Below are 26,646 nucleotides of genomic sequence, written 5' to 3'. Positions count from 1 at the left end.
CGCCCTCAGCGGCCCAGGTGGGCGAGCGCGCGACGCGCGGCGTGCGCGCCGCACATCCCGTGCGCACCCGGGCCGGGCGGCGTCGCGGCAGAGCAGAGGAAGTGGCCGGGCGCCCCCGTGTCGTAGGGCTGCAGCGTCGTCCGCGGCCCGAGCAGCAGCTGCCGCAGGTCCTTGGACCCGGTCAGGATGTTGCCGCCGACGAAGTTCGGGTTGCCCGCGAACGCGGCCGGGTCGGTGACCATCGTGCCCACGACCCGCTCCCGGAACCCGGGCGCGAACCGTTCGATCTGCGCGGTGACCGCCTCGGTGGCGTCGCCGGTGTACCCGCGGGGGACGTGCGCGTAGGCCCACACGGGGTGGACGTCGCCCGCCGACCGGGACGGGTCGGCCAGGTACTGCTGCCCGACCAGGACGAACGGCCGCTCCGGCATCCGGCCCGCGTGCACCTCGCGCTCGACGAGTGCGTTCTCCGCCGCCGACCCGACGACGTGCAGCGTCCCGGCCCGTCGCGCGTCGGGGTGCGTCCAGGGCACGCCGCCCGCCACCGCGTAGTCGACCTTGAACGCGGCCGGGCCGTGGCGGAAGCGCCGGTAGGCCCGCGCGACCCGCGCCGGCAGCCGGTCCCCCAGCAGGGCGGGCAGCCGGTCCGGGCCGACGTCCCACACCACGACGTCCGACGGCGGCAGCTCGTCCGCCGACCGCACGTGCACCCCGGTCTCGACCTTCGCCCCGTGCTCGGCGAGCACCGCGGCGAGCGCGTCGGAGATCGCCCGCGACCCGCCCTCGGCGACGCCCCAGCCGTGCCGGTGCCCGGCGGTGAACAGGCCGAGCCCGATCGCCGAGGACAGCGGCCGGTTCAGCGGCCGGAACGCGTGCGACGCCGACCCCAGGAACAGCGCCCGCCCGCGCTCGGTGCGGAACGCCCTGGCCAGCACCTCCGCCGGGAGCACGGTGGGCGCACCGAACCGGGCCAGCAGCAGCGGGTGGCGCGGGATCCGCACCAGCGGGCCGAGGAAGTCCGGGGAGAAGGTGTCGTAGTCGCGCACCGGCCCGGTGAACAGCGCCCGCCACAGCGCGCCGTCGGCCCCGAGGCCGGCCGCGGTATCGGCGACCGAGCGGACCAGGACGCCGGCGTCCCCGCCGTCGAGGGGGTGGGCGCAGTCGACCTCCGGCAGCCGCCACCGCAGCCCGTACCGGTCCAGGCCCAGCTCCTCGAGCACCGGCGAGCCGACGGCCATCGGGTGCACCGCCGAGCAGTGGTCGACCAGCAGCCCCGGGACGATCGCCTCCACCGTGCGGGTGCCGCCGCCGATCTCGTCGGCGGCCTCCAGCACGGTCACCGCCACCCCGGCGCGGGCCAGCACGGCCGCGGCCACGAGCCCGTTCGGCCCGGATCCGACGACGGTCGCGGTGGTCATGGCGTCCTCCTGGGGTACCGGGTCAGAGCAGCGACGCGTCGAGGCCGCCGTCGAGGACGAGCCCGCTGCCGGTGCAGAAGCGGGACCGGTCGCTCGCGAAGAAGAGCGCGGCCTCCGCGACGTCGTCGGGGGTGCCGTAGCCGCCCTGCTTCTGCTCGATCAGCCCGTCGAAGCCACCGGCGGGCAGGCCGAGCGCGGCCTCGAAGCCGGGCCGGGCCGACGTCACCAGGTCGGTGTCGACGAAGCCCGGCAGCAACGCGTTGACCCGCACACCGTACGGCCGCAGCTCGGTCGCCGCGGTCCTGGTCAGGTTGACCACGCCGGCCTTGGCCGCCGCGTAGTGCCCGATCAGCGGGGAGCCCGCCGTCGCCGTGACCGAGGCGAGCGTGACGATCGTGCCGCCGCCGGAGGCGATGATCGCGGGCGCGGCGTAGCGGATCGACAGGAAGACGCCGTCGAGGTTGACCGAGGTGACCTCCCGCCAGTCGGCGAGGCTCATCTCCAGCAGCGGCTGCGGACGCCCGACCCCGGCGTTGGGCACGAGGACGTGCAGCCCGCCGTGCCGTTCGACGGTGTGCGCGACGAGCTCCTGGACCTGCTCCTCGTCGCGGACGTCGCAGGACAGGTGCGTGGCGTCCGGGATCTCCTCCGCGGTGCGCCGTGCGGCGTCGCCGTCGATGTCGGAGACGACGACGGTCGCCCCCTCCTCGGCGAAGCGCCGGGCGATCGCCCGGCCGAGGCCCTTGCCCGCGCCGGTGACGAGCGCGACGCGGCCGTCCAGTGCGTCTCCCATGTCGTGTCCCTCTCGTCGTGCGGTGTCGGTCCGGCGGGACGGGCGGGCTGCGGTGTCTCCGCCCGTCCCGCCGGGTCTCAGGGGGCCGGGGCCTCGACGCCGTCGCCGGCCGTCGCCCGCTGCGGGGCGCGCCAGGTGACGGTCAGCGGGATCGGCCCGTTCGGCAGCCACGGCTGCTCGGCGACGGCGTCGGCGACCTTCCAGTACCCGCGCTCGACCACGCCGAGGGCGGCGTCGATCAGCTGGTAGTGCTGGACCGACGAGTGGATGGCCTGGGACTCCACCCAGCAGACGACGAACTCGCCGGGCGCGAACCCGATCCGCTTCTGCAGGGCGGCGATGAGCTGGGCGTCGTGCAGGTGGCCGTCGCCGAAGTTGAACCCGATGACGGAGTTGCAGCCGAACTCGGCCTCGCGGACGGTGCGGGAGTCCAGGTCGTCGAGCCGGGCGGCCAGGACCGAGAACAGGCCGCGGCCCTGGGAGTGCATCGACCGCCAGGCGATCGTCTGCTGCATGGTGACCTCGGCGACCGCCGGCGGGTAGCCCAGTGCCTGCAGCTGGTCGACCTGGTTGGTGGTGGGCCGGTGCGGCAGCCGGTTCAGCTTCTCCTCCGCGCCGGGGGTGAAGGTCCACAGCGCCGAGGCCCAGTTGCCAGCGTACTGGCGCATCGACGGCAGGAACGACACCAGGTCGGGTCGCAGGTTGCCCAGCACCGGGAAGAACGCCAGGCAGGCCACGATCGCGACGGTCAGCACCGGGGAGGACATGTCGCCGACGCCGAAGCCGTCGCCGTTGGGGAAGCCGAGGAACAGGAAGATCGCCAGGTAGCCGAACAGGATGTTCCACTCCAGCGGCACCGCGAGCGGGAACGTCGAGGTGATGAACAGGTGGAACACCACCATCAGCACCACCCCGGCCAGGGTCAGCCGGTGGTCGGTCGAGAACAGCAGCACCAGCGGGGTGATGATCTCCACCGTCGTGCCGCCGACGTGGGCCATGAACGTCGCGAGCCGCGACGGCCGCAGGTCGCCCGAGGCGTCCCGGTAGTGCGCCCGCTTGATCCACTTCGAGGGGATGCAGGGGCTGTTGGACACCATCGGCGGGATGACGTTGGTGAAGTGCCTGCCGAACTTCGACACGCCCGCGCCGATCCACACCATGCAGATCAGCAGCTTCGCCGCGACGATCATGTCGACGAACGGCAGGGTCCCGAAGAACACCATCGCGGGCAGGTACTGCTCGCCGCGGGCGGCCAGGAAGATCGTCTTGTCGCGCAGGCCGCACAGGACCAGCAGCACGATCGGCGCGATCATCAGCCAGGGCGCGACCAGCCCGGAGGTGTTGTCGGGCAGCACCGCCGACAGCGACGCGCTCGGCACGCCGGGCAGCACCACCGCGGTCAGCAGCGAGGCGACCAGGCCCAGGTAGAGCACGACGTCGAGCACGGTGCGGGTGTCGCCGTCGGTACCGGGGACGGCCTTCCACGGGCGGAGCCGGATGGTGCCGGGGCGGGCCCAGAACAGGATGCCGCCGGTCATCGGCCTGAACTTGCCCGCGATCGGCCCCCAGGACCCGGCGACGCCGACGACCTCCAGCAGCACCGTCCAGAGCACCAGCTTCTGGTAGACGACCGGCTGGTCCCACCAGCCCGACACCTCCCAGAACGGGCCGACGCCGGAGGTCCAGGTGATCAGCGCGGTCCCGATGACGCCGTAGAGGACCAGCAGCTTCACAACGTAGGTCGTCGGGATCATCTTCGGCGACCCGAAGCCGTACTGCGTCCAGTGCAGGGCGAGCGCCTTGGTCCGCTCGAACAACGGCCTGTCGAGGAAGGTGTCGAGATCGACCGGGGGGAAGTCCCCCGTCTTGAACCCCATCGTTCGGTCCTCTCCGGTGGAAACGTTCGGTGGCCGTCCGCGGGCGGTGTCCGGGCAGGACGGCTCCCCCGCCGGACCGTGCGGGTCCGCGGGAGGTCGGTGGGTGCCGGGGTCAGCCGGCGGGGACGGGCGCGCGCCGCAGCGCGGGTTTGTCGACCTTGCCGACGGCGTTGCGCGGCAGGGTGCCGACGAGCGCGATCCGGGTGGGGACCTTGATGCGGGCGAGCCGCTGCGCGCAGTGCGCCGCGAGGTCCTCCGGCGTCGCGGCGACGCCGGGGCGCAGGACGACGTGGGCGACCGGGACCTCGCCGAGGACCGGGTCGGGCACGCCGACCACAGCGGCCTCGTGCACGGCGGGGTGGGCGTACAGCGCGTTCTCGATCTCCTGGGGGTAGAGGTTCTCCCCGCCCCGGATGATCATGTCCTTGATCCGGTCGACCAGGACGAGGTAGCCGTCGTCGTCGAAGCGGCCGACGTCGCCGGTGTGCAGCCAGCCGTCGCGGATCGTCTCGGCGGTGGCCTCGGGCAGGTTCAGGTAGCCGCGCATCACGTTGGGCCCGGAGACGACGACCTCGCCGGGGCCGTCGTCGACGAGCCGGCCCTCGGGGTCCATCAGCGCGACCCGCTGACCGGGCAGCGGCAGCCCGACGGTGCCGGGCTTGCGGAGGCCGTCCCACGGGTTGATCGTCGAGGCGCAGGTGCCCTCGGACAGGCCGTAGCCCTCCACCAGCGGCACCTGGAAGCGCTCCTCGAAGCGGGCGACGAGCTCGGCGGGCATCGGCGCGGCCCCGCAGATCACCCGGCGCAGCGAAGAGGTGTCGGCCTCGCGCGCGGGCAGCGCGGTGAGCATGGCGTAGATCGCCGGGACGGCGGAGAAGTAGGTGGGCCGGACCCGGGCGACGGTGTCGAGGAAGGTCTCGGCGCGGAACCGGCCGGCGATGGTGGTGCGGCCCCCGGCGAGCAGCGGCGACAGCACCGAGACGGTGATGCCGTTGACGTGGAACAGCGGCAGCACGAGCAGGCTGTGGTCGTCGGCGCCGAGACCGATCCCGGCGATGACCATCCCGCACATCGCGCGGACGTTCGCGTGGTCGAGCACGACGCCCTTGGGGCGCCCGGTGGTGCCGCTGGTGTAGATCAGCAGGGCGGTCGCGTCGTCGTCGGTGACCGGGTCGGGTGCGGCGGCCGGGTCCCCGGCCAGCTCGGCGACGTCCAGGGTCACCAGCGGCGAGGCCGCCCGCTCCCCCACGACGACGACCGCCCCCGAGTCGGTGATCTGGTGGCCCGCCTCGTCGGCGGTCAGCGCGGGGTTCACCGGGGTGACGGCCGCGCCGAGCCGCCAGGCCGCGAACAACGTCACCACGAGCTCGACGCGGTTGGGCAGCACGACGGCGACGACGTCGCCCGCCCCGGTCCCCGCAGCGTGCAGCGCGCCCGCCGCCGCGGCGACGGCGGCGGCGAACCCGGCGTTGTCGAGCGCGCGGTGCTCGTCGGCGAGACAGGGCGCCTCCGGCGCGGTGCGCGCCCGTTCCCGCGGCAGCACGGCGATGTGCATCGGACTCCCCCTCGGCGTCGTCGGAACCGGTGTGGGGGAAACGTAGGTCCGCGGTGTGACCGACACCATGTACGTCGATCACGAATCGTGGCGGGCCCGTTGTGCCGGGGACACAACGCGTCGTACCCGCCGGCCCGGGGACCGGCCGACCCGCTAGCGTCGCGCGGGTGTCCGCCCACGTCGACGAGGTCGTGGCGGCCGTCGCCCGCGACGTCGAGGCCCGGCTGCCCGAGCTGACGACCGCGATGACCGACTGGTTCGTCGAGGTCATCCCCGAGTTCCGGCACGACGAGACGCTGCGCAGGCTGATGGTCGCGAGCACCTCGGCGAACCTCGTCGCGATCATGGACATGCTCGTCCACTCGATCCCGATGGACCGCATCACGGTGCCGCCCGCGGCCGCCGAGTACGCCCGCCGGTTCGCCCAGCACGACCTGTCGCTGGAGGCGCTGCTGCGGGCCTACCGGCTCGGCGAGCAGATGTTCGCGCAGTGGGCGCTGGACGCGCTGCGGGCCGGGCCGCACCACGGGGACCCGGACGTGCTCGACGCGGTGTCGGTGCTGAGCGAGCGCACGAACCGCTACATCGACGAGGTCATCGCCGGGCTCATCGACATCTACGAGGCCGAGCGACGACGGTGGAGCACCCGGTCCGGGGCGGGGCTGGCGACCCGGGTCCGGATGGTGCTCGACACCGACCCGCTGACCGACGCGGCCGCCTCGGAGCTGCTGGGGATCCCGGTGACCGGCCGGCACACCGCGGCGCTGGTGTGGACCCCCGCGTCCGGCGACGGCCCCGCCGACGGGCACGCGCTGCAGGCCGGGGCCCGGCTGCTCTACGAGGCGTCCGGGCGGACCCCGCTGACGGTGCTCGCGGACAGCCGCACGCTGTGGGCGTGGCTGTCCGGGCCCGACGAGGTGCGGCTGGACGTCGGCCTGCTCCGCGACCGACTCCCGGCCGGGGTGCGGATCGCCGTCGGCGGGTCGGCCGCCGGGATCGACGGGTTCCGCGGCTCGCTCGCCGAGGCGCAGCGGGCCCGTGCGGTCGCCGAGACCGCCGAGGACCGGCCCGCGGTCGTCCGGTTCGACGACGTCGCCGTCGCCGCGCTGCTCACCGACCGGTCCGAGGACCTGCGCCGCTGGGTCGCCCGGACCCTGTCCGGCCTGACAGCCGACGAGCCCGGCACCGACCAGCTGCGCGAGACGCTGCGGGTGTTCCTGGCCGCCGGGGGCAGCTACATCCAGGCCGCGGCCCGGCTGCACCTGCACAAGAACACGGTGCACTACCGGGTGCGCAAGGCCGAGGAGCTGCTCGGGCGCCCGGTCGGGGAGGACCGGCTGCAGGTCGAGGTGGCGTTGCTGGCGGCGTCGCTGCTGCGGGGACGGCTGTAGTTCCGCCCGCCCTCGCTCAGCTCACGCGGCGGCCGGGCGGGGGCTCGGCGTGGACGCGGTCCTCCTCGGGCACGACCATCGACAGCACCTCGCCGAGGGCCTCGTCGTCCATCGCGCGCGGCTCGACCGGCTCGTCGCCGAGCACACCCGACACCACCCAGGACCCGGACCGCCCGGTGATGGTGAGCGACAGCGTCTCGTTCTCGTCCGCCGGATCGTTCATCCTGGGCTCCTCTCGGCACGACGCCGTCGGCGTCACCCCTGGCCCGCACGGGCCCGGGGAACGGCGGATACCCGTCGGTGGGCAGTTGATACCCGTCCGGGGACCGACCGCACGCCGACCGGCACGAACCGTGCGCCGACCGCGAACCGGACGTGCGCGACCGGACTGCGGCTCAGCCCGGGTGACGGCGGCCGGGCGCGGGCGCCGGGCACGCGGGACCGTGCGCGGCCGACGGTGCCACCGGCAGCATCGCCCACAGCATCTCGGCGAGCGCGCCGTCGTCCAACCCCCTGAGCGGCAGCGGTTCCCGGCCGAGCACACCCGACACCAGCCAGGATCCGCTACGGCCGGTGATGGTCAGCGTCACCGTGTCCTCGTCGGTCGCGATGTCGGTCATGTGTCCCCCTCCGTCGTGCCTGGCGGGATGTCAGTCGGGCTCCACATCATCAGACGTCCGTGGTGACACTGCGTTGCCCCGCGTCGACGAGCGGTAGCGCACGCGAGGGGACCGGTGCGAACTCCCCCCGACGGGCGTGGTGAAGTCGGTGGGTGACCAGCAGCCTGCCCCTCACCGGAGAGCGCACCGTCCCGGGCATCAGCCACGAGAACTACTGGTTCCGCCGCCACGAGGTGGTCTACGCGGCCATCGCCGCCGACTGCTCGGGCGTCGCCGTGCTGGAGGCCGGCTGCGGCGAGGGCTACGGCGCCGACCTGCTCGCCGGGGCGGCCCGCTCGGTGCTGGCGCTGGACTACGACGAGACGACCGTGGCCCACGTCCGGGCCCGCTACCCGCGGGTGGGCGTGGCCCGGGCGAACCTGGTGGCGCTGCCGGTGCCCGACGGGAGCGTCGACGTCGTCGTGTCGTTGCAGGTCATCGAGCACCTGTGGGAGCAGGAGCGGTTCCTGCGCGAGTGCAGGCGGGTGCTGCGCCCCGGCGGGCGGCTGATGGTGTCGACGCCGAACCGGATCACCTTCTCCCCCGGCCGTGACACCCCGCTCAACCCGTTCCACACCCGCGAGCTCGACCCGCGCGAGCTGGCCGGGCTGGTCGACGACGCCGGGTTCGGCCGTGTCGTCGTGCAGGGGCTGCACCACGGTCCGCGGCTGCGCGAGCTCGACGCCCGCCACGGTGGCCTGATCGAGGCGCAGACCCGGCTGGCGCTGTCCGGGGAGCCGTGGCCGCACGCGCTGGCCGTCGACGTCGCCGGTGTGCGGTGCTCGGACTTCGTGCTGCGCACCGGCGACCACGCCGACCTCGACGCCTCGCTCGACCTGCTGGTCACGGCGACCCGGCCGTGAGCGGCGCGCCCGTCGGGACGTTCTGCCTCGTCCTGCACTCGCACCTGCCGCTGCTGGCCCGGCACGGCCGGTGGCCGGTCGGCGAGGAGTGGCTCTACCAGTCCTGGGCGCACTCCTACCTGCCCGTCGTCGCGACGCTGCGGGAGCTGGCCGAGGAGGGCCGCACCGGGCTGGCCACCCTCGGGGTGACGCCGGTGCTGGCCGCGCAGCTCGACGACCCGCACTGCCTGCGCGGGGTGCACGACTGGCTCGGCGGCTGGACGCTGCGCGCGCACTCGGCGGCGGGCCGGCTGCCGGACCTGGCCGCGCACGAGCACCGGGTGTCGACGGCGGCGACGGCCGAGTTCGAGCGGCACTGGCGCCACGGCGGGTCGCCCGCGCTGCGCGGTCTGCGCGACTCCGGCGCCGTCGAGCTGCTGGGCGGGCCGGCCGCGCACCCGTTCCAGCCGCTGCTCGACCCACGGGTGCGGGCGTTCTCGCTACGCGCCGGGCTCGACGACCACGCCCTGCGCCTGGGCGCTCGGCCGGCCGGGATCTGGGCGCCCGAGTGCGGCTTCGCGCCCGGGATGGAGCACGACTACGCCGCCGCCGGGGTGCGCCGCTTCCTCGTCGACGGCCCCGCGCTGCGCGGCGACACCGCGTTCGCCCGGCCGGTCGGGACCTCCGACGTCGTGTGCGTCGGCCGCGACCTGGAGATCACCTACCGGGTGTGGTCGCCCCGCAAGGGCTACCCCGGCTCGGCCGAGTACCGCGACTTCCACACCTGGGACCACGAGTCCGGCCTCAAGCCGGCGCGGGTCACCGGACGGCGGGTACCGACCGAGCGGAAGAAGCCCTACGACCCCGCGCTCGCCGCCCGCGCCGTCTCCCGCGACGCCGACGACTTCGTCGACACCGTCGTCGCGCGCCTGACCGCGCTGCGTGCCGAGCGCGGCCGCCCGGCGCTGACCGTCGCCGCGTTCGACACCGAGCTGTTCGGGCACTGGTGGCACGAGGGACCTGCCTGGCTGGCCGCCGTGCTCCGCAGGCTGCCCGAGGCCGGGGTCGCCGTGCGCACCCTCGGCGACGCGGTCGACGACGGTCTGGTCGGCGACCCGGTCGACCTGCGGGAGTCGTCCTGGGGCTCGGGCAAGGACTGGCGGGTCTGGTCCGGGCCGCAGGTCGCCGACCTGGTCGCGCGGAACGCCGAGGTCCAGTCCGACCTGCTCGCCGCCCCGCTGCCCGGACCCGTCCGGGACCCGCTGGCCGACCTGCTCGCCGACCAGGCGCTGCACGCCCTGTCCAGCGACTGGGCGTTCATGGTCAGCAAGGACTCCGCCGCCGGGTACGCCCGCTCCCGCGCCGACCTGCACGCCGGACGGGTGGCGGAGCTGTCCGGGCTGCTGCGCGCCGGGCGGCGGCGGGCCGCACAGCGCCGGGTCGAGGCCTGGGCGGACGCGCCGCTGCCGACCTTCGGACACGTGGACGCCCGGGACCTGGGACGGGTCTGACCGCGAACTCGCTCACCCGGTAAGCGGATTCGGTGGGGTCGGGGTCGGGGTCGGTGGGGCACCGGCCCCGGACGCCTCGGGGCCCCGGGCCCGGGCCACCGATCCTGTTCTGCCGGGTGCGGCGCGGCGATCGCACGGTGTGGCGACCTGTCGCCCGGCGCGGCGACCGCCGCGCGGGGTGCCGCGCAACGGGGCGGGGTGCCGCGCAACGGGCCTCCGCTCCCACCGGCGTGGCCTCCCGGCCGCGCCGGGGCGGCGCGACACCGCCGGACGTGGCACCCGATCGCACGATGTGGCTACCTGTCGCCGGGCGCGGCGACCGCCGGGCGGGGTGCCACGCGACGGGGCGGGGTGCCGCGCAACGGGCCCCCACCCGACCCCCGTGCCACGTCCCACCGACCGGCCGATGGACGCGTCCGCGTCCGGAGAACGCGCTCCCGATCGGACGCGCGTTCTCCCAACCCCCGCGCGTCGACGGTTCGGCGCGGGACGCCGGCGCGACGCGACCGGGTGCCGCGGCGGGTCGAGCGGGCGCGGCTGGGCGGAGGTCGGTGCGATAGGCACGATGGGCACGGTGCCCCGGGGGTTACCGCCGGTCCGGCATTTGTCAGGATCTAGCGATGCGGGTGCTGATGGTCAGCTGGGAGTTCCCGCCGGTCGTCGTCGGCGGGCTGGGCCGGCACGTGCACGCGCTGTCCCGCGAGCTCGTCGCGGCCGGGCACGAGGTCGTCGTGCTGTCCCGGGCCCCCACCGGCACCGACGCCGAGACCCACCCGACCCGCGCCGAGACCGTCGACGGGGTGCGGGTGCTGCGGGTGGCCGAGGACCCGCCGGAGCTGGAGTTCGCCACCGACCTGGTCGCGTGGACGCTCGCGATGGGGCACGCGATGCTGCGCCACGCGCTGACCGCACTGCTGCCGGGCTGGCGGCCGGACGTCGTGCACGCCCACGACTGGCTCGTCGCGCACCCGTCGATCGCGCTCGCCGACGTCCTCGGGGTCCCGCTGGTCGCGACCGTGCACGCCACCGAAGCGGGACGGCACTCCGGCTGGCTGCCGGGGCCGCTGAACCGGCAGGTGCACTCCACCGAGTGGTGGCTCGCGCAGCGCGCGGACGAGGTCATCACCTGCTCCGGCGCGATGCGCACCGAGGTGTCGGCACTGCACGACCTCGACCCGGCCGCCGTCCACGTGGTGCACAACGGCATCGACCCGCGTCGCTGGCGGTCCCGCGCCGCCGCCCCCGCGCACGCCGGCGACGGGCCGCGGATCGTCTACTTCGGACGTCTGGAGTACGAGAAGGGCGTCCAGGACCTGATCGCGGCGCTGCCCCGGATCCGGCGGCGGCACCGCGGGACCCGGCTGCTCGTCGCCGGGAGCGGGACGCAGCAGGAGATGCTGGCCGAGCGCGCGGCGCGGCACCGGGTGACGCGCTCGGTGATCTTCCTCGGCCACCTGCCCGACGGCGAGCTGACCGCCCTGCTGCGCGGCGCGGACGCCGTCGTGCTGCCGAGCCGCTACGAGCCGTTCGGGATCGTCGCACTGGAGGCCGCCGCGGTGGGAGCGACGCTCGTCGCCTCGACCGCGGGCGGGCTCGGCGAGCTGGTCCGCGACGGCGAGACCGGCCTCGGGTTCGCCCCCGGCGACGTCCCCGGGATCGCCGACGCCGTCGACCGCGCGCTGGCCGACCCGGCCGCCGCCCGCCGCCGGGCCCGCGCGGCCCGGGCCCGGCTGCGCACCGACTTCGCCTGGCCGGTCATCGCCGGGCACACCGCCCGCATCTACGCCGGCGCCACCGCGGCAGGGCCGCGGGAGCTCCCCCGCCCGAAGATCCCCACCGGGAACCTGTTCGACGCCTGAACCCGCGGGGCGCTCAGGCCCGGTCGAGCCGGGCCTGCAGGGCCCGGTCGGCCTTACGGGCCATGTCCGCGACCGCGGCGCGCTCGGCGGCGGCGGCCTCGTAGTCGGCCCGCCGGTCGCGCACCACCCGGGCCGGGGTCCCGACGGCGATCGACTCCGCGGGGATGTCCCCCCGCGCGACCGCGTGCGCCCCGAGCACGCTGCCCGGGCCGATCCGGGTGCCGCGCAGCACCGAGGTCTTCACCCCGAGCCAGCAGCCCTCGCCGATCCGGACCGGTGACTTCACGATGCCCTGGTCCTTGATCGGGCGCCGGACGTCCTCGGTGCGGTGGTCGAAGTCGGTGACGTAGACCCAGTCGGCGACGAGCGTCGTCGCGCCGATCTCGACGTCGAGGTAGCAGTTGACGGTGTTGTCCCGGCCGAACACGACCTTGTCACCGATCCGCATCGAGCCCTCGTGGCAGCGCAGCGCGGTGCCGTCGCCGATGTGCACCCAGCGGCCGATCTCGAGCCGGCCGAACCCGGGGCGGGCCTCGATCGTCACGTCCTTGCCGAGGAACACCATCCCGCGCAGCACGACGTGCGGGTGCCGCAGCCGCAGCTTCGCCAGCCGCCAGTACCGCCGCAGGTACCAGGGGCTGTACGCGCGGTGGCGCAGGATCCAGCGCAGCGAGGTGAGGCTGAACAGCTTCGCCTGCTCCGGGTCGGCGTCGGGGATCGGCGGACGTCGCACCCGTCAGACCCTAGGCGTGTGCACCCTTGCGGCGCCGGGTACCTCCCGGGGACCACGTCCCCCATCCGAGAGGTCCGCCCGTGAGCGACCACCGCCAGCCCGACGACGGCACCGACGTCGGTACCGACGAACTGACCTCCGGAGGCGGCGGCACCTCCCGCGCCGACACCGACAAGGCGGGCAACCCCCGCCCCGACGCGACGACCGACGACTCCGGAGCGACCGGAGCGGCCGCCCGCGAGGTCGAGGCCGAGAACGAGGACGAGCCCACCCGCAGCGAGTGATCCCCCCGGCGGGCCGGTCGTAGGCTCGCCGGTGTGCCCCGCCCGTTGATCATCTCGACCGACCCCGGTGTCGACGACGCCGTCGCGCTCGTGCTGGCCCTGCGTAGTCCCGAGGTGGACGTCCGGGCCGTCGTCGCCACGTTCGGCAACGTCGGCCTGGACGCCACCCTGCCCAACGCCGGACGGCTGCTCGCCCTCGCCGGACGCCCGGACGTCCCGCTGGGGGGCGGCGCCGCCCGGCCGCTGGTGCACCGGCGCGAGCAGCGGGCCGGGCACGTGCACGGCTCCGACGGGCTCGGCGGGCGCGCCGCGGCGCTGCCGGAGCCGGTCGCGCCGGTGGCCGGGGCCGGGGTCGCCCTGATGGCGCGGGTACTGGAGGAGGCGACCGAGCCGGTCACGATCGCCTCGATCGGCCCGCTCACCGACACCGCGATCCTGCTGGCCGCCCGCCCGGACCTGGTGGGGCGGATCGAGCGGGTCGTCGTCATGGGCGGGGCGATCGGCGGCGGGAACGTCACCGGTGCCGCCGAGTTCAACGTCCACGCCGACCCGGAGGCCGCGCACCGCGTCCTGGCCCAGGACCCCGGCGAGGGCTCCGTGCCGGTCGCGCTGGTGCCGCTGGAGACCACGCTGGGCTGTGCCGCGGGCCCGGAGTGGGTCGCCGCACTGGGCGACGCCGACCCGGTCGGCGCCGAGCTGGCCGCGATGATCGCCCCCTACATGCGGTTCTACCAGGAACGCTACGGCCGCGACGCCGTCGCCCTGCACGACGCGACGGCGCTGCTGGAGTGCGTCGCACCCGGCTCGCTGACCCCGACGCCGACGGCGCTGACCGTGGACACCGGGTTCGGCCCGGCCCGCGGGGCGACCGTGCCCGCCGGACCCGGCACCCGCCCGGTGGACGTGCTGTCCGCGCCCGACGTGCCGGCCGTCCTCGACGCGGCGCTGGCCCGGCTCACCGCGCACCCGTAGCGGGCTCAGCCCGCCCACACCGCCGCGGCGAGCAGCAGGACGGAGACCACGAGCCCACCCCAGGCCGTGACGGCGCGCCGCGGCGGGACCGTCGGGAGCTCCCGGCCGCGCAGCACCGCGACCACCAGGGCCGCCGCGGCCGGGGCGAGCGCCAGGCCCCAGACCCAGCCGCCGACCGTCGCCCACGGGCCGCGGTTCCACAGCAGCACCAGCCCGAACGCCGCCGTCAGCAGGCCGTCGGCGATCGGCAGGCGCGCGCCCGCCCGGACCGCGCGACGCAGCGCGAGCAGCGAGAACAGCGCGGCGATGCCGACCGGCACCCAGACCAGCGGGTGCGGGGCGTCCTCGGACGGCGGCGTGCCGAACAGCAGTGCCGCGGCGACCGGCTCGACCCCGGCCGTGGTGTCGCCGAGGACGACCACGGCCCGCCCGGTCTCGCGGTCGAGGGCGAGCATGCTGCGGAACCCGCCGGTCCCGCCGTTGTGCCAGACGAACGGGTGCCGGGCGCCGTCCCCGCCGGTGGCCGTGCTGGTGACCCAGATCCAGCCGATCGAGGTGTCGGGGTCGTCCTGCGCGGTCGGGGTCAGCGCCGCGGTCCCCGGTGCGACGCCGGTGAGCTGGGCCTGCGCCCAGCGCGCCAGGTCGTCGGCGGTGGAGAACGTGGAGCTCCCGGCGGGCAGGTAGCCCTCGCCGGACCAGCGCGGTGCCGGGCGGCCGTTGTCGAGGTGGCCGGGCACCGCGTCCGGCGGGATCTGCGCGTCGGTGGCGGCGAAGGTCGTCGCGGTCATGCCGAGCGGACCGGTGATCCGGTCCCGGACCAGGGCCGGGTAGTCCGTGGCGCCCGCCGCGCGGACGAGCGCCGTCCCGAGCAGGGCGACCCCGAAGTTCGAGTAGGTGGGGGGCTGCTGCGGCTCGACGGGGGCGCTGCGGGCGTCGTCGATCAGCTGCGCGGTCGTCGTCGACAGGTAGGGGTTGCCGTTGACCGCCCGCGCGGCCAGGGCGCCCGTGGCGGCGGTGGCGCCCAACGGCGGCAGGCCGGAGCGGTGCTGGGCGATCGACCCGAGGGTCACTCCGCCCGCCGAGGTGCCCGCCAGCTCCCCGAGCACGCGGTCGAGGCGCTCGTCCGGGCGGACCTCGCCGCGGGTCACGGCGTCGGCGAACAGCGCGGCGGTGAAGGTCTTGGTGACCGACCCGATCTCGAACGGCGCCCCGGGGGCGGCGGGGCCGAGTGCGGCGGTGGTGACCGCCGTCGGCGTGACCTCGGCGACGGCGAGCGACCGCAGGCCGCCGAGCGGGCCGGCGGCGGCCCGGACCCGGTCGGCCAGGGCCGGGTCCCCGGCGCCCTGCGGGCCGAGCCGCTGGCGATCCGGGCCGGCGAGTGCCCCGACGAGCACGGCCAGCACGGCGACGACGGCCGCGACGATCCCGATCCGGTGCCCGGTGACGGAGGTGGTCATGACGGTTCCCCTCATCGGTGCGCGGCCAGGACGGTGACGAGCAGCGGGACGACCCGGGCGGCCGGGACCTCGTAGTGGCCGCGCCGGGTCGAGGCCAGCCAGCCGGCGGCGACGAGCTGGCGCAGGTGGTGGTGCAGCTGCCCGGTCGTGCCCACCGAGGGCTGTTCCAGCAGCTCGGCGGTGCTGTGCACGCCACCCAGCACGTGCTGCAGGATCGCGAGCCGCGCGGGGTGGGCGAGCGCGTCGAGGGTCGCGCTCAGCTCGGACCAGTCGGCGTCGAGCAGGACCTCGCTCGGGCGGGCGTACTGCCAGCGGACGGTGCCCTCGTCGCCGGGGAGCCCGACGCTGCCGGCCATCAGCACCGCGCCGGGGCTGCGGGCCTCCAGCTCGGTCAGCGCCCAGAGGGCGCCGTCCGCGGGCGCCGCCGCCGGGGTGTCCCCGCCGGTCGGGCGGAGTGCGTCCTGCAGGTCCGCGACGGCCTGTTCGACGGCGCGCAGCCGCTCCTCGATCTCGCCCATGCCCCCAAAGTACGGAAGTACGTGGAAACGCACAAACGACGGTTCAGGCGAGTCCGTACTCGATGGCGTGCCGGACGAGGGCCGCGCGGCCGGGCACCTCGAACTTGCGCAGCAGCCGCTGCACGTGGTTCTCGACCGTGCGCGGGGACAGCACGAGCCGGGCCGCGATCTGTTTGGCGGTGAGCCCCTCGACCACCAGCCGCAGCACCTCGGACTCGCGCGGGCTGAGCTCCGGTACCGCGTGCGTGGGGGCCGCGACCGACTCCAGGACGACGTCGGCCAGCCCCGGGGAGAACGCGGGACGCCCGGCGGCGGCTGCGGCGGCGACGGCGGCCAGCTCCCGGGGGTCGGCACTGGTCGCGACGCCGGTCGCGCCCGCCCGTACCGCGTCGAGCACCCGGGCGTGGTCGGCGACCGCACCGGCGACGGCGAGCACCGCCGCGTCCGGCACCCGGGCGAGCACGGCGGCGATCACCGCGGGCGCCACACCCTCGGGGCCGGTCAGGTCGACCAGGACCAGACCGGGCCGGGCGCGGTCGACCGCGGCCGCGGCCCCCTCGGCGGGCGCGGGCGGCACGTGGGCCACGACCTCGACCCCCGGCGGCACCACCGGCCGCCCCACCGCCACCGCCGAGACCCGGTCGCCGTCGTCGTGCACGTCCTCAGTTCTCCCCGCCCCGTTCGTCCGGACGGCCCAGCTTGCCATGTGCCGCAGCACAGTAGGCCGTCCGAACGGCGCGGAACCCGCCGGTTCGACGCGACGGGTCGGGCGGGCGTCAGACCGCGACGACGGGGCGGCGCAGCCGCAGCAGCGCCTTGGCCGCTGCCGCCGCGGAGGCGACGAGCGCCGCGAGGACGACCCCGGCGAGCACCGACATCAGCGGGTCGCCGTGCGTGATCGGCCCGACCAATACGCCGATGCCGGTCATCCAGGTGCTCCACACCAGCGCGCTCGCGACGGTCGCGGGCAGGAACGCGCGCAGCGGCAGCCGGACCCGGCCGGCCGCGGACACGCTCGCCAGCCGTCCGCCGGGCAGCAGCCGGGTCGCGACCAGCGCGGCGACCGGCCGGCGGTGCAGGTGGCGGCGGACCCAGGCGCCGATCCCGTCGCCGCGACGGGCGCCCCGGACGACCGAGTTGGAGCTGCGTCCGGCGCCGTAGAGCACCGCGTCGCCGAGCAGGGACCCGACCACCGCGGCGCCGAACAGGGCCGCGATCCGCCACCGGTCGCCGTCCGCCAGTGCGGCGGCCGTGGCGCTGAACAGCACCGGCTCGCTCGGCAGGAACGGGAACGGCCCGTCGCACATCACGGCGACGGCGAGCAGGGGCACCAGCCAGGGGCTCTGGAGCAGGTACCCAATCAGGGCGCTCGGGTCGGTCACGGGCTCTCCGGAGGTCGAGCGGCGGGGGCGGAGCCGAGTGTGCCCGGTCCCGTGACCTGTTCGTGATGGGGGTGGCCCCCGTTACGGGTTTGCCTCCGCTCACCGCAGGGAACGGACCGTCCCGCTCGTTCAGTCCGCGAGGCCCTGCTCGATGGCGTAGCGGACGAGCTGGCTGCGGTTGTGCAGCTGCAGCTTGCGCAGGGTGTTCTGCACGTGGCTCTCGACGGTCCGGTGCGAGACGACGAGCTTCGCCGCGATCTGCTTGGCCGTCATGCCCTTCGCGACCAGGCGCAGCACCTCGGTCTCGCGCTCGGTGAGCGCCGGGACGGCGGGCGCGCCGTCGGCGGGGCGCGGGGCGTCGGCGAGCCGCCGGTACTCCCCCAGCACCAGCCCGGCCAGCCCCGGGGTGAACACGGCGACGCCGTCGGCGGTGCGCCGGATCGCCTCGAGCAGCTCGTCGACCCCGGCGGACTTCACCAGGTAGCCGAGCGCACCGGCCTTGACCGCCTCCAGGACGTCGGCGTGCTCGCCGGAGGCCGACAGCACCAGCACGCGGCTGTCCGGGCTCTGCTGCCCGATCGCGGCGATCGCGTCCACGCCGGAGGTCGCGCCCAGGTTGAGGTCCATGAGGATCACGTCCGGCCGCACGGCCGTCGCGATCCGGACGGCCGCGGGCGCGTCCGGGGCCGTCGCGACGACGTCGAGGCCGCGCTCGGCGAGGTCGCGGGCCACGCCCTCGCGCCAGATCGGGTGGTCGTCGACGACCATCACCCGGATGCTCATGTGTCCTCCCTGGGGACCCGGATGACCCATTCGGTCCCGATGTCCGGTCCGGTGTCCAGCGTCAGTGTCCCGCCGACGTCGCCGACGCGGCCACGGATGGAGCGGGACACCCCCATCCGGCCCTGCGCCTCGGCCTCGGCGAGGCGGCCCTCGGGGATGCCGGGGCCGTCGTCGCGGACGCTGACCTCGACCGTCCCGGGCAGCTCCTCGACCAGCACCCACGCGCGCGCGTCCGGGCCGGCGTGCAGCGAGACGTTCGCGAGCGCGGCCCGCACCGCGCCTTCCACCTCGTCGACGACCGGCCCGCCCAGCTCGACCGGGCGTCCGGGGGCCGAGACGGTGACCCGGTCCGAGGCGAGGATCCGCAGCGCGGCGGCGAGGTCGCGGAGCCCGGACGCGTCGGTGGTCCCCGGCCCGGACAGCAGCGCACGCAGCGCGGTCTCCTGCTCCCCGGCGAGCACGCCGAGCTCGGTCGCCCCGCCGCCCAGCTCCGCGCCGCGGCGCTGGACGTGCGCCAGCACCTGCAGGACGCCGTCGTGCACGGCCCGGGTGAGCCGCTCGCGTTCGGCGGTGGCGGCCTGTTCGGCCACGAGGCGGCGCAGCCGGGCGGCGGTGCGGTCGAGCACGTGCGCGGCGAACCCGACGGTCAGCCCGGCCAGCAGGAGCAGCTGCATGTCGCCCAGCTCCAGCACCCCGAACCGCTGCTTGGACAGCACCAGGGCCGCCGAGATCACGGCGGCGGCGAGCACCCCGCCGGTGATCCGGAACGCGACCGCGCAGGCCAGCACCGCGCCGGAGGTCCAGATCGACCCCATGCCGGGGCCGCCCTCGTCGAGGTGGGCGACCCGCACGACCAGCGGCGTCGTCGCCATGATCGCGACGCAGACGCCGAGGTCGGCGAGCGCGAGCAGGCCGCGGCGGTCCGGGGCGCCGGGCAGCCCGCCGAGGTAGCCCCACGACGTCACGGCCGTCCACACCGCCATCACGACGAGCACGCCGACCGCGGCCAGCGGGCGCTCGTAGCTGGTGCGCAGGTGGTAGAGCGTCACACCGACGACGGTCAGCAACGTCAGCAGGCGGTAGGCGATGACGCCGCGCCAGAACGGCTCCAGCGGGTGCTCCACGTCGTCCATGCTGACCGACAGCGCGCCGCGCCGGGGCCGATCGCTCATCTCGGCTTGGTACCGGTGATCAGGGCGTTGTAGAACCAGCTGCGCGGCACGACCCGGTTCAGGACGTGCTCGTCGAGCCAGGACAGCCGCTGCCAGCCGTGGTAGGCGAACATCGCCCAGTTCCAGCCGAGCTTGCCGGGCGGGACGGCCGCCTCGAAGGTCCGGACCGGCCAGCCCAGCATCGCGGCGGCGAACTCCTCGGTGGAGGCCCGCACCCCCTCGGCCCCGGCCCGGGTCGCGGTGCGCTCCAGGTCGGCCGGGTCGAAGGTGTGGATGTCGACGACCGACTCCAGCGCGGCGGCGCGGGAGGACTCGTCGAGCTCGTGCTGGGGGCGGCGCCAGCCCTGCAGCGGGCCGAGCTTCGTCAGCGTGGTGGTGGCCTTCCAGGTGAGCTGCCCGAGCTTGCGGGCGTAGGCGTCGCCGACGGTGGTGGGCTCGCCCGCGAACACGAACCGCCCGCCCGGCTCCAGCACCCGCAGGACCTCGCGGAACGCGGCCTCGACGTCGGGGATGTGGTGCAGCACCGCGTGCCCGACGACGAGGTCGAAGCTGTCGTCGGGGAACGGGATGTGCTCGCCGTCGACGACGGCGCCCTCCACCTCGAGCCCGAGGTGCTCGGCGTTGCGGGTGGCGGCGGCGACCATGCCCGGGGACAGGTCGGTGACGACGCCCCGCTCGGCGACGCCGGCCTGCATGAGGTTGAGCAGGAAGAACCCGGTGCCGCTGCCCAGCTCCAGGGCGCGCAGGTAGGGCCGGCCGTCCCACGGGGCCGCGGCGCGGAAGCGGCCCGCGGCGTAGTCGATGCAGCGCTCGTCGTAGCTGATCGACCACTTCTCGTCGTAGGTGCCCGCCTCCCAGTCGTGGTAGAGCACGTTGGCGAGCTTCGGGTCGTGCCAGGCCGCCTCGACCTGCTCGGCGGTGGCGTGCGGGGTGGGCGCCGGGTCCGAACTCATGAGTAGGAGTTTTGCAGAACACGGCCGCCGACCTGCTCCCCGCCCGGGCGCGTCGCGCGTCCGGGCGGGGGCGGGGTGGCTCGGCGGCGGCTCAGCGGCCGGTGAAGGTGGCCTTGCCGGGGCCGTTCTCGACGAAGCTGGCGGTGCCCGCCTTCGCGTCGTCGGTGGCGAACACGCCCGCGAACAGCGCGGACTCGATGTCCAGGCCGGTGCGCAGGTCGGTGTCGAGGCCGTTGTCGATGGCCGCCTTCGCGGCGGCGTAGGCGAGGGCGGGGCCCGCGGTGAACTGCTTCGCCCAGGCGACGGCCCGGGTGTAGACCTCGTCGGCCGGGACGACCTCGTCGACGAGCCCGATCGCCAGGGCCTCGTCGGCCTTGACCATCCGGCCGGTGTAGATCAGGTCCTTCGTGCGCGACGGCCCGATCAGCCGCGCGGCGCGCTGGGTGCCGCCACCGCCGGGGAAGATGCCGAGCAGGATCTCCGGGAAGCCGAGCTTGACGTTGTCGCCCGCGATGCGGCGGTCGGCGCCGAGCACGACCTCCAGGCCACCGCCGAGGGCGTAGCCGGTCACCGCGGCGACGGTCGGCTTCGGGATCGTCGAGATCGCGCCCAGGCCGGCGGACAGCTTGCGGGCCACCACCGTCATGTCCGCGTAGGACATCGACGCCATCTCCTTGACGTCCGCACCCGCGGCGAAGGTCTTCTCCCCGCCGTGGACGACGACCGCACGCACGTCGGCGCGGGTGGCGGCCTCGTCGGCCACCTCCAGCAGCTCACCCTGGATCTGGCGGTTCAGGGCGTTCATCGGCGGGCGGTCGATCCGGATCGTCCCGACGCCCTCGTCCACGGACAGGCTCACGAATTCGGTCACGGAGCGGACTCTAACGGGCTCCGGCGGCGGGTTCCCACGGCTCGGGACCCAGTCCGGTGAGGCGGCCCGCGAGGTGCGCGACGACCAGCTCACGCCGGTTGCGGCAGCCGGTCTTGCCGAACAGCCGGGTGAGGTGGTTCTCGACGGTCTTCTCGCTCATCGTGATCCGGGCCGCGATCTGCCGGTTCGACCGGCCCTCGGTGATGAGCCCCACCAGTCGCATCTCCAGCTCGGAGAGCCGCTGCTCGCCGAGCTCCGGGGTCCGCACGGCGATCCCGTACCGCGACATCGCCCGGCGCACCGAGCGCCTGATCCGGGTCGCCTTCAGGTCGTCGGCGATGGCGAGGGCCTCGTGCAGCAGGGGCTCGGCCTCCTCGGGCCCGACGACGTCGGCGGCCTGCAGGCACGCCTGTGCCAGGTCCGGCAGGCTGGCCCGTTCGCGCCACCACGCGACGCCCCGGCGGGCGGCAGCGGGGTCGTCGCGGAGCATCGCCTCGATGAGCTCGCCGTACTCCGGGCCCACCGACTCCGGTTCGTCGGCCAGCGCCTCCTCGACCGCCTCGGCGATCCGGCGTCGCCACCCGTCGTCGCCGCTGCTGCGGGCGAGCATCGCCAGCCAGTTCAGGACCTCCCCGGCGTGCGGCCCCCGGGAACCGCGTCGCAGCTCGCCGCAGTACACCGCCCAGGTCGCGGGCAGCGCCTCCAGCGGGTTCTCCCCGGTGTGGGCCAGCCGCGCCTCGGCCCACTCGCGCAGCGCGGGCACGGCGGTGTCGGTGTCGGTGTAGTCGGTCTCGGGAATCGTCTGTGCCCACGCGCGGGCGCGCCGTTCCCGGCCCCGGAAACGGTGGACGGCCGCGGCGGCCAGCGCCGCCCACGGCCGGGAGACCAGGTCCGCGGACTCCTGGGTCTGCAGCGACCGGGCGGCCGACAACGCCCGGTTCCAGCGCCCGTCGCCGTAGGCGATCATCATCCGCTCGAACGCGGCGAACGGACCGTCGGCCGGGGGCCGGTAGTAGGGACCCAGCAGCCACCGGAGCATCGGCACCAGCCGTCGCCGGGAGAAGGCGTGCCGGACGTCCGCGGGCACCCGCAGCGAGTCCGCGGACAGGTCCCGCAGCGTGCGGACCGGCCCGCCCGGCGCGAGCGGCGCGAAGCCCTGCACCAGCTCACCGATCGAGAGGTTCTCACCGCGCCACCACCGTTCGCAGAGCTGCAGCGGACAGTAGGGGTCCCCGATCCCCGCCAGGGCCGAGCGGACCGGCGTGCTCACCCGGCGGCCGAGCTGCAGGGCGGCGAGCGCGGCGGCCGCGGCCAGCTCGGCGCGTGACCCCGTCGTCCGGTACCCACCCTCGTCGACGGCGTCGGCGACGAAGTCGGCCAGCTCGTCGAAGCGGCCGGCGGCCCGGGTCGCGCGGATCAGCTCGGCCTGCACACGACGCCGGCCGTGTCCGGGCCCGGCGTGCCGCCACGCACTACGGAGGTGGCTGATCGCGAGGTCGGGGTCGCTGTCGGCGATGCGGACGGCCTCGTCGTGCAGCACCACCGTCAGCCGCCGCTGGACCGGCCACGCCGTCCCGGCCGCGGCGACGTGGCCGGCGAGTGCGGACAGGTCGTCACGGCTGCTGATCCCGACCGTCGACTGCACCCGGCGACCGATCCGCACGTGCAGGTCGCGCAGTGCGTCCTCCCCCAGCCCGGCCCGCACCGTCGTCCCCAGTGCCCGGCACAGCGGGGTCAGACGGCCCCGGAAGTCGCACTCGAACGCGGACTCCGCGGCGAGGGCGTCGACGACGGCGCCACACCCCACCGCGGTCCGTCCGGTCGCCCCGGCGACGGCGTCGAGGTCGGCGATCCGGAGCCCCGTCGGGCCTGCCGCGAGGGCGACGAGGTCCTCCCCGGCACGGCCTGCGGCGCGCACCGTCTCCACCAGGAAGTGCCCGGTCGGGAGCCCGATCGCCACCCGGTCGTCGCGGAGGCAGAGGGTGCGGTCCACGCGCACGACACGGCCCTCGTCACGCAACGCGGCCAGGGTGAAGATCAGGGTCCCCGGGCACCCGAACAGCAGCCCCAGGGACTCCCGCAGGGCGTCGACGAGTCCCGGGTCGACCGGGCCGCCGGCCGCCCGTCGCAGGATCTCCACCGATGCCTCGTCCGACAGCATCGGGAGGTCGATGATCTCGTCGGCGGCGTCGCCGACCTCGGCGAGCTGCTCGGTCGGGAGCTGCACCGACCGCATCGCGGCGAGCACACGGTGCCCGGCGCGCCGGGCCTCCGCCAGCACGAACAGCGGAGCCGCGACGTGGTCGGCGTCGTCGACGGCGAGGGTGACCGGGCCCCGGGTCCCGACCGCGGCGAGGAGACGACCGGTCTCGGCGCGCAACCGGGAGCGGCCGGCGATCGACTCGTAGGTCTCGGCGGTGGCCAGGCGGCGCACCGACCTCATCGCTCCGGGCAGCTCGGGGCCGGGGTCGAGCTGCTCGAAGGACCGGCCGACCGCGGCCAGCAGCGGACGGACGCCGAACCGGTCCCAGCGCGCATGGTCCTGGACCGCGTCCACGAACAGGACCGTGGAACCCGACTCGCGCAGCTCGTCACCGATCCGGGTGAGCAGCGCGGTACGTCCGCTGGACGTCGGTCCACGCAGGACCGTCAACGACGCCTCGGGGGTGCCTCGCAGGGCGTCCAGCACCTCGTCCCGACCACAGAACTCGATCTGTTCCCTGCTCATGTCACCGTCCCGGTCGTGCGGCCTCGCGAGCTACGAAGATCATGACATGTGCCGCGAAACGGTACGATCGACAGCAGGGTCCGGTCCGCACCGCCAGGACCGGTACCCGGGGGGCCGGCGTCGTCCCCACCCGAAGTCCGCTCGTCGTCCCGTGGTGCGAGGAGTTCCTCGCACCGTCGTCGACGACCTCCCTGTGGAGGCACCCTTGCCCGTCCCGGACCTTCCGGACGACGGAACCCGCTCGGCTCTCGTGCACGGGCCGCCGGGTATCGGGCGCACGACCGTGCTCGACCGGCTGGCCGTCCGCGTCGGGGAGCAGGGCGGCGACGTCCTGCGCCTGCGCTACACCCCCGACGGCCCGGTGATCGACGGGAGCACCGCGGTGCTCGCCCGGGTCCCCCCGACACTGCTGCACCCGGTCGACGGCGCGCGTCACTCCCCCGCCCTCGCCGCCCGGGTGGCGGCACCGATCGCGATGGTGCTCGACCGGCACCGGCTCACGCTGCTCGTCGACGACCTGCAACGCAGCGACCCCGACTCGATCGCGGTGCTCGCCGCGCTGGTGCCGTCCCTGACCGACGCCGGTGTCCGGGCGGTGTTCACCGTCCAGACGCCCGTTCCCGGATTCCTGCGCCCCTTCGTCGCGGTGGTCCGTGCCCTGCGCCGCGACGGCGTCCTCGACTCGCACCGGCTGCGGCCGCTCGACCGGGCGCAGACCGCGGTGCTGCTGGGCGAGCAGCTGCGCAGCCGTCCGGCACCGGAGCTGGTCGACCTCGTGCTCGAGCGGACGCGGGGGGTGCCGGAGGCGGTGCTGGACCTGCTGGGGAGCCTGTCGGCGGGCGGCCGGGTGGTGATCTCCGACCGGCACGCCTACCTCGGCCCGGGACCGGAGCCCGGGCCCCGGCCGGACGGACCGCTGCTGCGTCCGGTCCGCCGTCTGGGGCCCGCCATGTGGCCGGTCGCGACCGCCGTCGCCCTGCTCGCACCCCTCGGGCCCGCGCTGCCCCGGCTGCTCGCCGCGAGCCTCGACATCGACGTCGAGCAGGCCCGTGACCACCTCGACGAGCTCGTCGACGCCGGGGTGCTGCACCGTGGCGGGGCCGACGACGGCTGGCGTTTCCCGGTCCCCCAGGTGGCTGTCGAGCTCGCCGCCTGCCTGCGGCCCTACGAGCGGCGCTGGGTGGCCGTCACCGCCGTCGTCGCGCTGTGGACGGGTGTCGCCCACGCCGAGGACCCCGACTACCTCACCGACCGGATCGCCGAGGCGGGCGCGCTGCTGGACACCGCCCGCGCCCGGTCCGAGCTGATCCAGCGGGCCACCGTCCGCGCGGCCGACGACCCGCACCGGACCAGGGCCTGGTGGCTGACCGCCGCGGACCTGTCGTCCGACCGCGCCGACGAGGCGCTGGCCCGCTGGATGTACGCCACCAGCTGCTACCGCACCGGTGACTACGCCACCGCCGTCACGACCATCGAGTCCGTCCTGGACGAGCTCGGCGACGTCCTGCCCGAGCACTGGGTCGTCGACGCCGGTGCGACGATGCTCGGCTCGATGCGCAGCCTCGGCGACCTCGACGGGCTCCGCGCCATCGCCCACGGCCGCCGCGAGCTCCCCGGTGACGTGGCCGCCCGGTCCTCGTGGCGTGCGCTGGCCCTGTTCATGCTCGGCCGGTGGCGGGACGCCCTGGAGCTGCTCGACGACACGCGGTGGGCGTGGCGCGGACCGGGGGCGAACTCCTACCTCGGGGACACGCTCTCGATGATGGCCGAGCTGGGGGCGGGGCGTCCGAGGACGTTCGAGGCGCTGCTCGCCGATCGCGGGTCGTGGCCGGAGGACAACTCCGCCCGTCGCCGGCTGGCCTTCACCCAGGGACTGGTCACGCTGCTGCTGCTGCTCAGCGAGGTCGACCGGGCGCGCCGGCTCATGGCGGACGAGGGGCTGACCCCGGAGATGCTGAGCCTGTCCGACCGGGCCTCGCTGGCGTTCCTGGAGGGCCGGACCGCCGAGGCCAAGGACCTGGCCCGCCGCTACCGCGTCGGCGGGTTCGTCGTCGGGCACGACGCGGGCCTGGAGATGATGCAGCAGCACCACGCCTTCCTGCTGCTCGCCCGGGGCGAGGTCACCCGGGCCCGGGAGTTCCTCGACGAGGCGATCGCGGCGAAGTCCTCGCTGCGGCACCTGCTCGCCGCCCCGCGCGCCGTCGCCGACGTCGCCGTCGGGGATCTCGACGAGGCGGTGGACCGGCTGCAGAGCTCGGTGGCCGACGCGGAGGAGCGCGGCGTCCTCATCGGCACCGACGCGACCCACCTCCAGGTGGCGCGCATCGCCATGGCCCGCGGCGATCTCGAGGGCGCGCGGCGCGCGGGCCGGTCGCTGGAACGGCTGCACGGGATGCTGGCCACCTCGCGGACGGAGCTGTACCTCCTGGTCGTCCGCTCCCTCGTCGACCGCGACCGGGCGACCGTCGAGAGCTGCCTGCGGATCGCCCGGGAGCGCGGCCTCCCCCTCGAGCTGGCGACGGTCATCGGCATGCTGGGTGAGCAGGACCTCGTGGGGCCCGACGACCTGTGGGAGTGCTACGACCTCTACGGGGAGCTCGGCGCCCTGCTGTGCCGGAGCTGGGTCCGCGGTCTGATGACCCGCGCCGGGATGACCGTCCCCGGCCGCACCACGGTCGTCGCGGAGAACGAGCGGCTGCTCGGCCTGCTGGTCGGGCAGGGCTTCGGCAACCGCACGATCGCCACGATCCTGCAGGTCAGCGAGAAGAGCGTGGAGGGCCGTCTGGGGCGGCTGTTCGCCCGCGCCGGCTACCGGTCGCGCACCGAGCTGATGGCGGCGATGCAGGGCGTGCGGTCCTCCGGATGACCGGGCGCGGCCCGTGCGCGCC

At 75.5% G+C, this 26,646-nt stretch carries 23 protein-coding genes; 7 read left to right on the top strand and 16 right to left on the bottom strand.

Annotated elements, in window-relative coordinates; all coding sequences use genetic code 11:
* Positions 1–5: 5 nt before the first annotated feature.
* The 4 genes from KPL57_RS01885 to KPL57_RS01870 form a co-directional block, all read right to left on the bottom strand.
* Positions 6–1,418, bottom strand: coding sequence for an NAD(P)/FAD-dependent oxidoreductase (locus KPL57_RS01885; protein ID WP_226350158.1), 1,413 nt, complete (start codon positions 1,416–1,418; stop codon positions 6–8).
* Between the two features lie 22 nt (positions 1,419–1,440).
* Positions 1,441–2,211: an SDR family NAD(P)-dependent oxidoreductase gene (locus KPL57_RS01880; RefSeq protein ID WP_226350157.1), complete on the bottom strand. Its 771-nt coding sequence runs from the start codon at positions 2,209–2,211 to the stop codon at positions 1,441–1,443.
* 77 nt (positions 2,212–2,288) lie between these two features.
* Positions 2,289–4,088, bottom strand: coding sequence for a DUF3556 domain-containing protein (locus KPL57_RS01875; RefSeq protein WP_226350156.1), 1,800 nt, complete (start codon positions 4,086–4,088; stop codon positions 2,289–2,291).
* A 112-nt stretch (positions 4,089–4,200) separates the two neighbouring features.
* Positions 4,201–5,643, bottom strand: a complete 1,443-nt coding sequence (locus tag KPL57_RS01870) for a class I adenylate-forming enzyme family protein (RefSeq protein ID WP_226350155.1) — start codon at positions 5,641–5,643, stop codon at positions 4,201–4,203.
* 167 nt (positions 5,644–5,810) lie between these two features.
* Here KPL57_RS01870 and KPL57_RS01865 point away from each other — a divergent pair, with 167 nt between their 5' ends.
* Complete coding sequence (locus KPL57_RS01865) at positions 5,811–7,034, top strand: CdaR family transcriptional regulator (protein ID WP_226350154.1); 1,224 nt, start codon at positions 5,811–5,813, stop codon at positions 7,032–7,034.
* Positions 7,035–7,050: 16 nt separating this feature from the next.
* Here the strand turns inward: KPL57_RS01865 and KPL57_RS01860 are convergent, their stop codons facing one another.
* Positions 7,051–7,257 (bottom strand): hypothetical protein, encoded by a 207-nt coding sequence (locus tag KPL57_RS01860; protein WP_062397236.1) that lies wholly within the window; start codon positions 7,255–7,257, stop codon positions 7,051–7,053.
* Between the two features lie 172 nt (positions 7,258–7,429).
* On the bottom strand, positions 7,430–7,654 hold the full coding sequence (locus tag KPL57_RS01855) for a hypothetical protein (RefSeq protein ID WP_226350153.1): 225 nt from the start codon (positions 7,652–7,654) through the stop codon (positions 7,430–7,432).
* A gap of 152 nt (positions 7,655–7,806) precedes the next feature.
* Here KPL57_RS01855 and KPL57_RS01850 point away from each other — a divergent pair, with 152 nt between their 5' ends.
* From KPL57_RS01850 to KPL57_RS01840, 3 genes are all read left to right on the top strand, one after another.
* Positions 7,807–8,556, top strand: a complete 750-nt coding sequence (locus KPL57_RS01850; protein ID WP_226350152.1) for a bifunctional 2-polyprenyl-6-hydroxyphenol methylase/3-demethylubiquinol 3-O-methyltransferase UbiG — start codon at positions 7,807–7,809, stop codon at positions 8,554–8,556.
* Entirely contained in the window at positions 8,553–10,046 is a 1,494-nt protein-coding gene (locus KPL57_RS01845; protein WP_226350151.1) for a 1,4-alpha-glucan branching protein domain-containing protein, read from the top strand. Before KPL57_RS01850 ends, KPL57_RS01845 begins: the two co-directional genes overlap by 4 nt.
* A gap of 620 nt (positions 10,047–10,666) precedes the next feature.
* Entirely contained in the window at positions 10,667–11,905 is a 1,239-nt protein-coding gene (locus KPL57_RS01840; protein WP_226350150.1) for a glycosyltransferase family 4 protein, read from the top strand.
* 13 nt (positions 11,906–11,918) lie between these two features.
* Here the strand turns inward: KPL57_RS01840 and KPL57_RS01835 are convergent, their stop codons facing one another.
* The gene (locus KPL57_RS01835) at positions 11,919–12,638 is read right to left on the bottom strand and encodes an acyltransferase (protein ID WP_224401605.1); all 720 of its coding nucleotides are present in this window, start codon (positions 12,636–12,638) and stop codon (positions 11,919–11,921) included.
* An 80-nt stretch (positions 12,639–12,718) separates the two neighbouring features.
* On the opposite strand from KPL57_RS01835, the gene KPL57_RS01830 reads away from it, so the two are divergent.
* Both KPL57_RS01830 and KPL57_RS01825 read left to right on the top strand, forming a co-directional pair.
* The gene (locus KPL57_RS01830; RefSeq protein WP_226350149.1) at positions 12,719–12,922 is read left to right on the top strand and encodes a hypothetical protein; all 204 of its coding nucleotides are present in this window, start codon (positions 12,719–12,721) and stop codon (positions 12,920–12,922) included.
* A 33-nt stretch (positions 12,923–12,955) separates the two neighbouring features.
* Complete coding sequence (locus KPL57_RS01825; RefSeq protein WP_226350148.1) at positions 12,956–13,894, top strand: nucleoside hydrolase; 939 nt, start codon at positions 12,956–12,958, stop codon at positions 13,892–13,894.
* A 5-nt stretch (positions 13,895–13,899) separates the two neighbouring features.
* Here the strand turns inward: KPL57_RS01825 and KPL57_RS01820 are convergent, their stop codons facing one another.
* From KPL57_RS01820 to KPL57_RS01780, 9 genes are all read right to left on the bottom strand, one after another.
* A complete protein-coding gene (locus KPL57_RS01820) occupies positions 13,900–15,351 on the bottom strand; it encodes a serine hydrolase (RefSeq protein ID WP_226350147.1) in 1,452 nt (483 codons plus the stop codon).
* A gap of 11 nt (positions 15,352–15,362) precedes the next feature.
* On the bottom strand, positions 15,363–15,869 hold the full coding sequence (locus tag KPL57_RS01815; RefSeq protein ID WP_226350146.1) for a helix-turn-helix transcriptional regulator: 507 nt from the start codon (positions 15,867–15,869) through the stop codon (positions 15,363–15,365).
* 43 nt (positions 15,870–15,912) lie between these two features.
* Complete coding sequence (locus tag KPL57_RS01810; protein WP_226350145.1) at positions 15,913–16,575, bottom strand: response regulator transcription factor; 663 nt, start codon at positions 16,573–16,575, stop codon at positions 15,913–15,915.
* A gap of 70 nt (positions 16,576–16,645) precedes the next feature.
* Positions 16,646–17,251 (bottom strand): DedA family protein, encoded by a 606-nt coding sequence (locus KPL57_RS01805; protein WP_226350144.1) that lies wholly within the window; start codon positions 17,249–17,251, stop codon positions 16,646–16,648.
* A gap of 129 nt (positions 17,252–17,380) precedes the next feature.
* Positions 17,381–18,034, bottom strand: a complete 654-nt coding sequence (locus KPL57_RS01800) for a response regulator transcription factor (protein WP_226350143.1) — start codon at positions 18,032–18,034, stop codon at positions 17,381–17,383.
* The gene (gene macS, locus KPL57_RS01795) at positions 18,031–19,206 is read right to left on the bottom strand and encodes a MacS family sensor histidine kinase (protein ID WP_226350142.1); all 1,176 of its coding nucleotides are present in this window, start codon (positions 19,204–19,206) and stop codon (positions 18,031–18,033) included. The genes KPL57_RS01800 and macS overlap by 4 nt, the downstream gene beginning before the upstream one ends.
* Positions 19,203–20,159 carry a class I SAM-dependent methyltransferase gene (locus KPL57_RS01790; protein WP_226350141.1) on the bottom strand — a complete coding sequence of 319 codons (957 nt, stop codon included), beginning with the start codon at positions 20,157–20,159 and terminating at the stop codon, positions 19,203–19,205. Before KPL57_RS01790 ends, macS begins: the two co-directional genes overlap by 4 nt.
* 91 nt (positions 20,160–20,250) lie before the next feature.
* The gene (locus tag KPL57_RS01785) at positions 20,251–21,030 is read right to left on the bottom strand and encodes an enoyl-CoA hydratase/isomerase family protein (protein ID WP_226350140.1); all 780 of its coding nucleotides are present in this window, start codon (positions 21,028–21,030) and stop codon (positions 20,251–20,253) included.
* A 10-nt stretch (positions 21,031–21,040) separates the two neighbouring features.
* The gene (locus KPL57_RS01780) at positions 21,041–23,758 is read right to left on the bottom strand and encodes a LuxR C-terminal-related transcriptional regulator (protein ID WP_226350139.1); all 2,718 of its coding nucleotides are present in this window, start codon (positions 23,756–23,758) and stop codon (positions 21,041–21,043) included.
* Between the two features lie 193 nt (positions 23,759–23,951).
* Between KPL57_RS01780 and KPL57_RS01775 the strand changes: the two genes are divergently transcribed.
* Positions 23,952–26,624 carry an ATP-binding protein gene (locus KPL57_RS01775; protein WP_226350138.1) on the top strand — a complete coding sequence of 891 codons (2,673 nt, stop codon included), beginning with the start codon at positions 23,952–23,954 and terminating at the stop codon, positions 26,622–26,624.
* Positions 26,625–26,646: the final 22 nt, after the last annotated feature.

The sequence above is a fragment of the Pseudonocardia sp. ICBG601 genome, assembly GCF_020496245.1.
The sequence above is the reverse complement of the archived record's forward strand: the minus strand, read 5'-3'. Positions and strand labels throughout refer to the sequence as shown.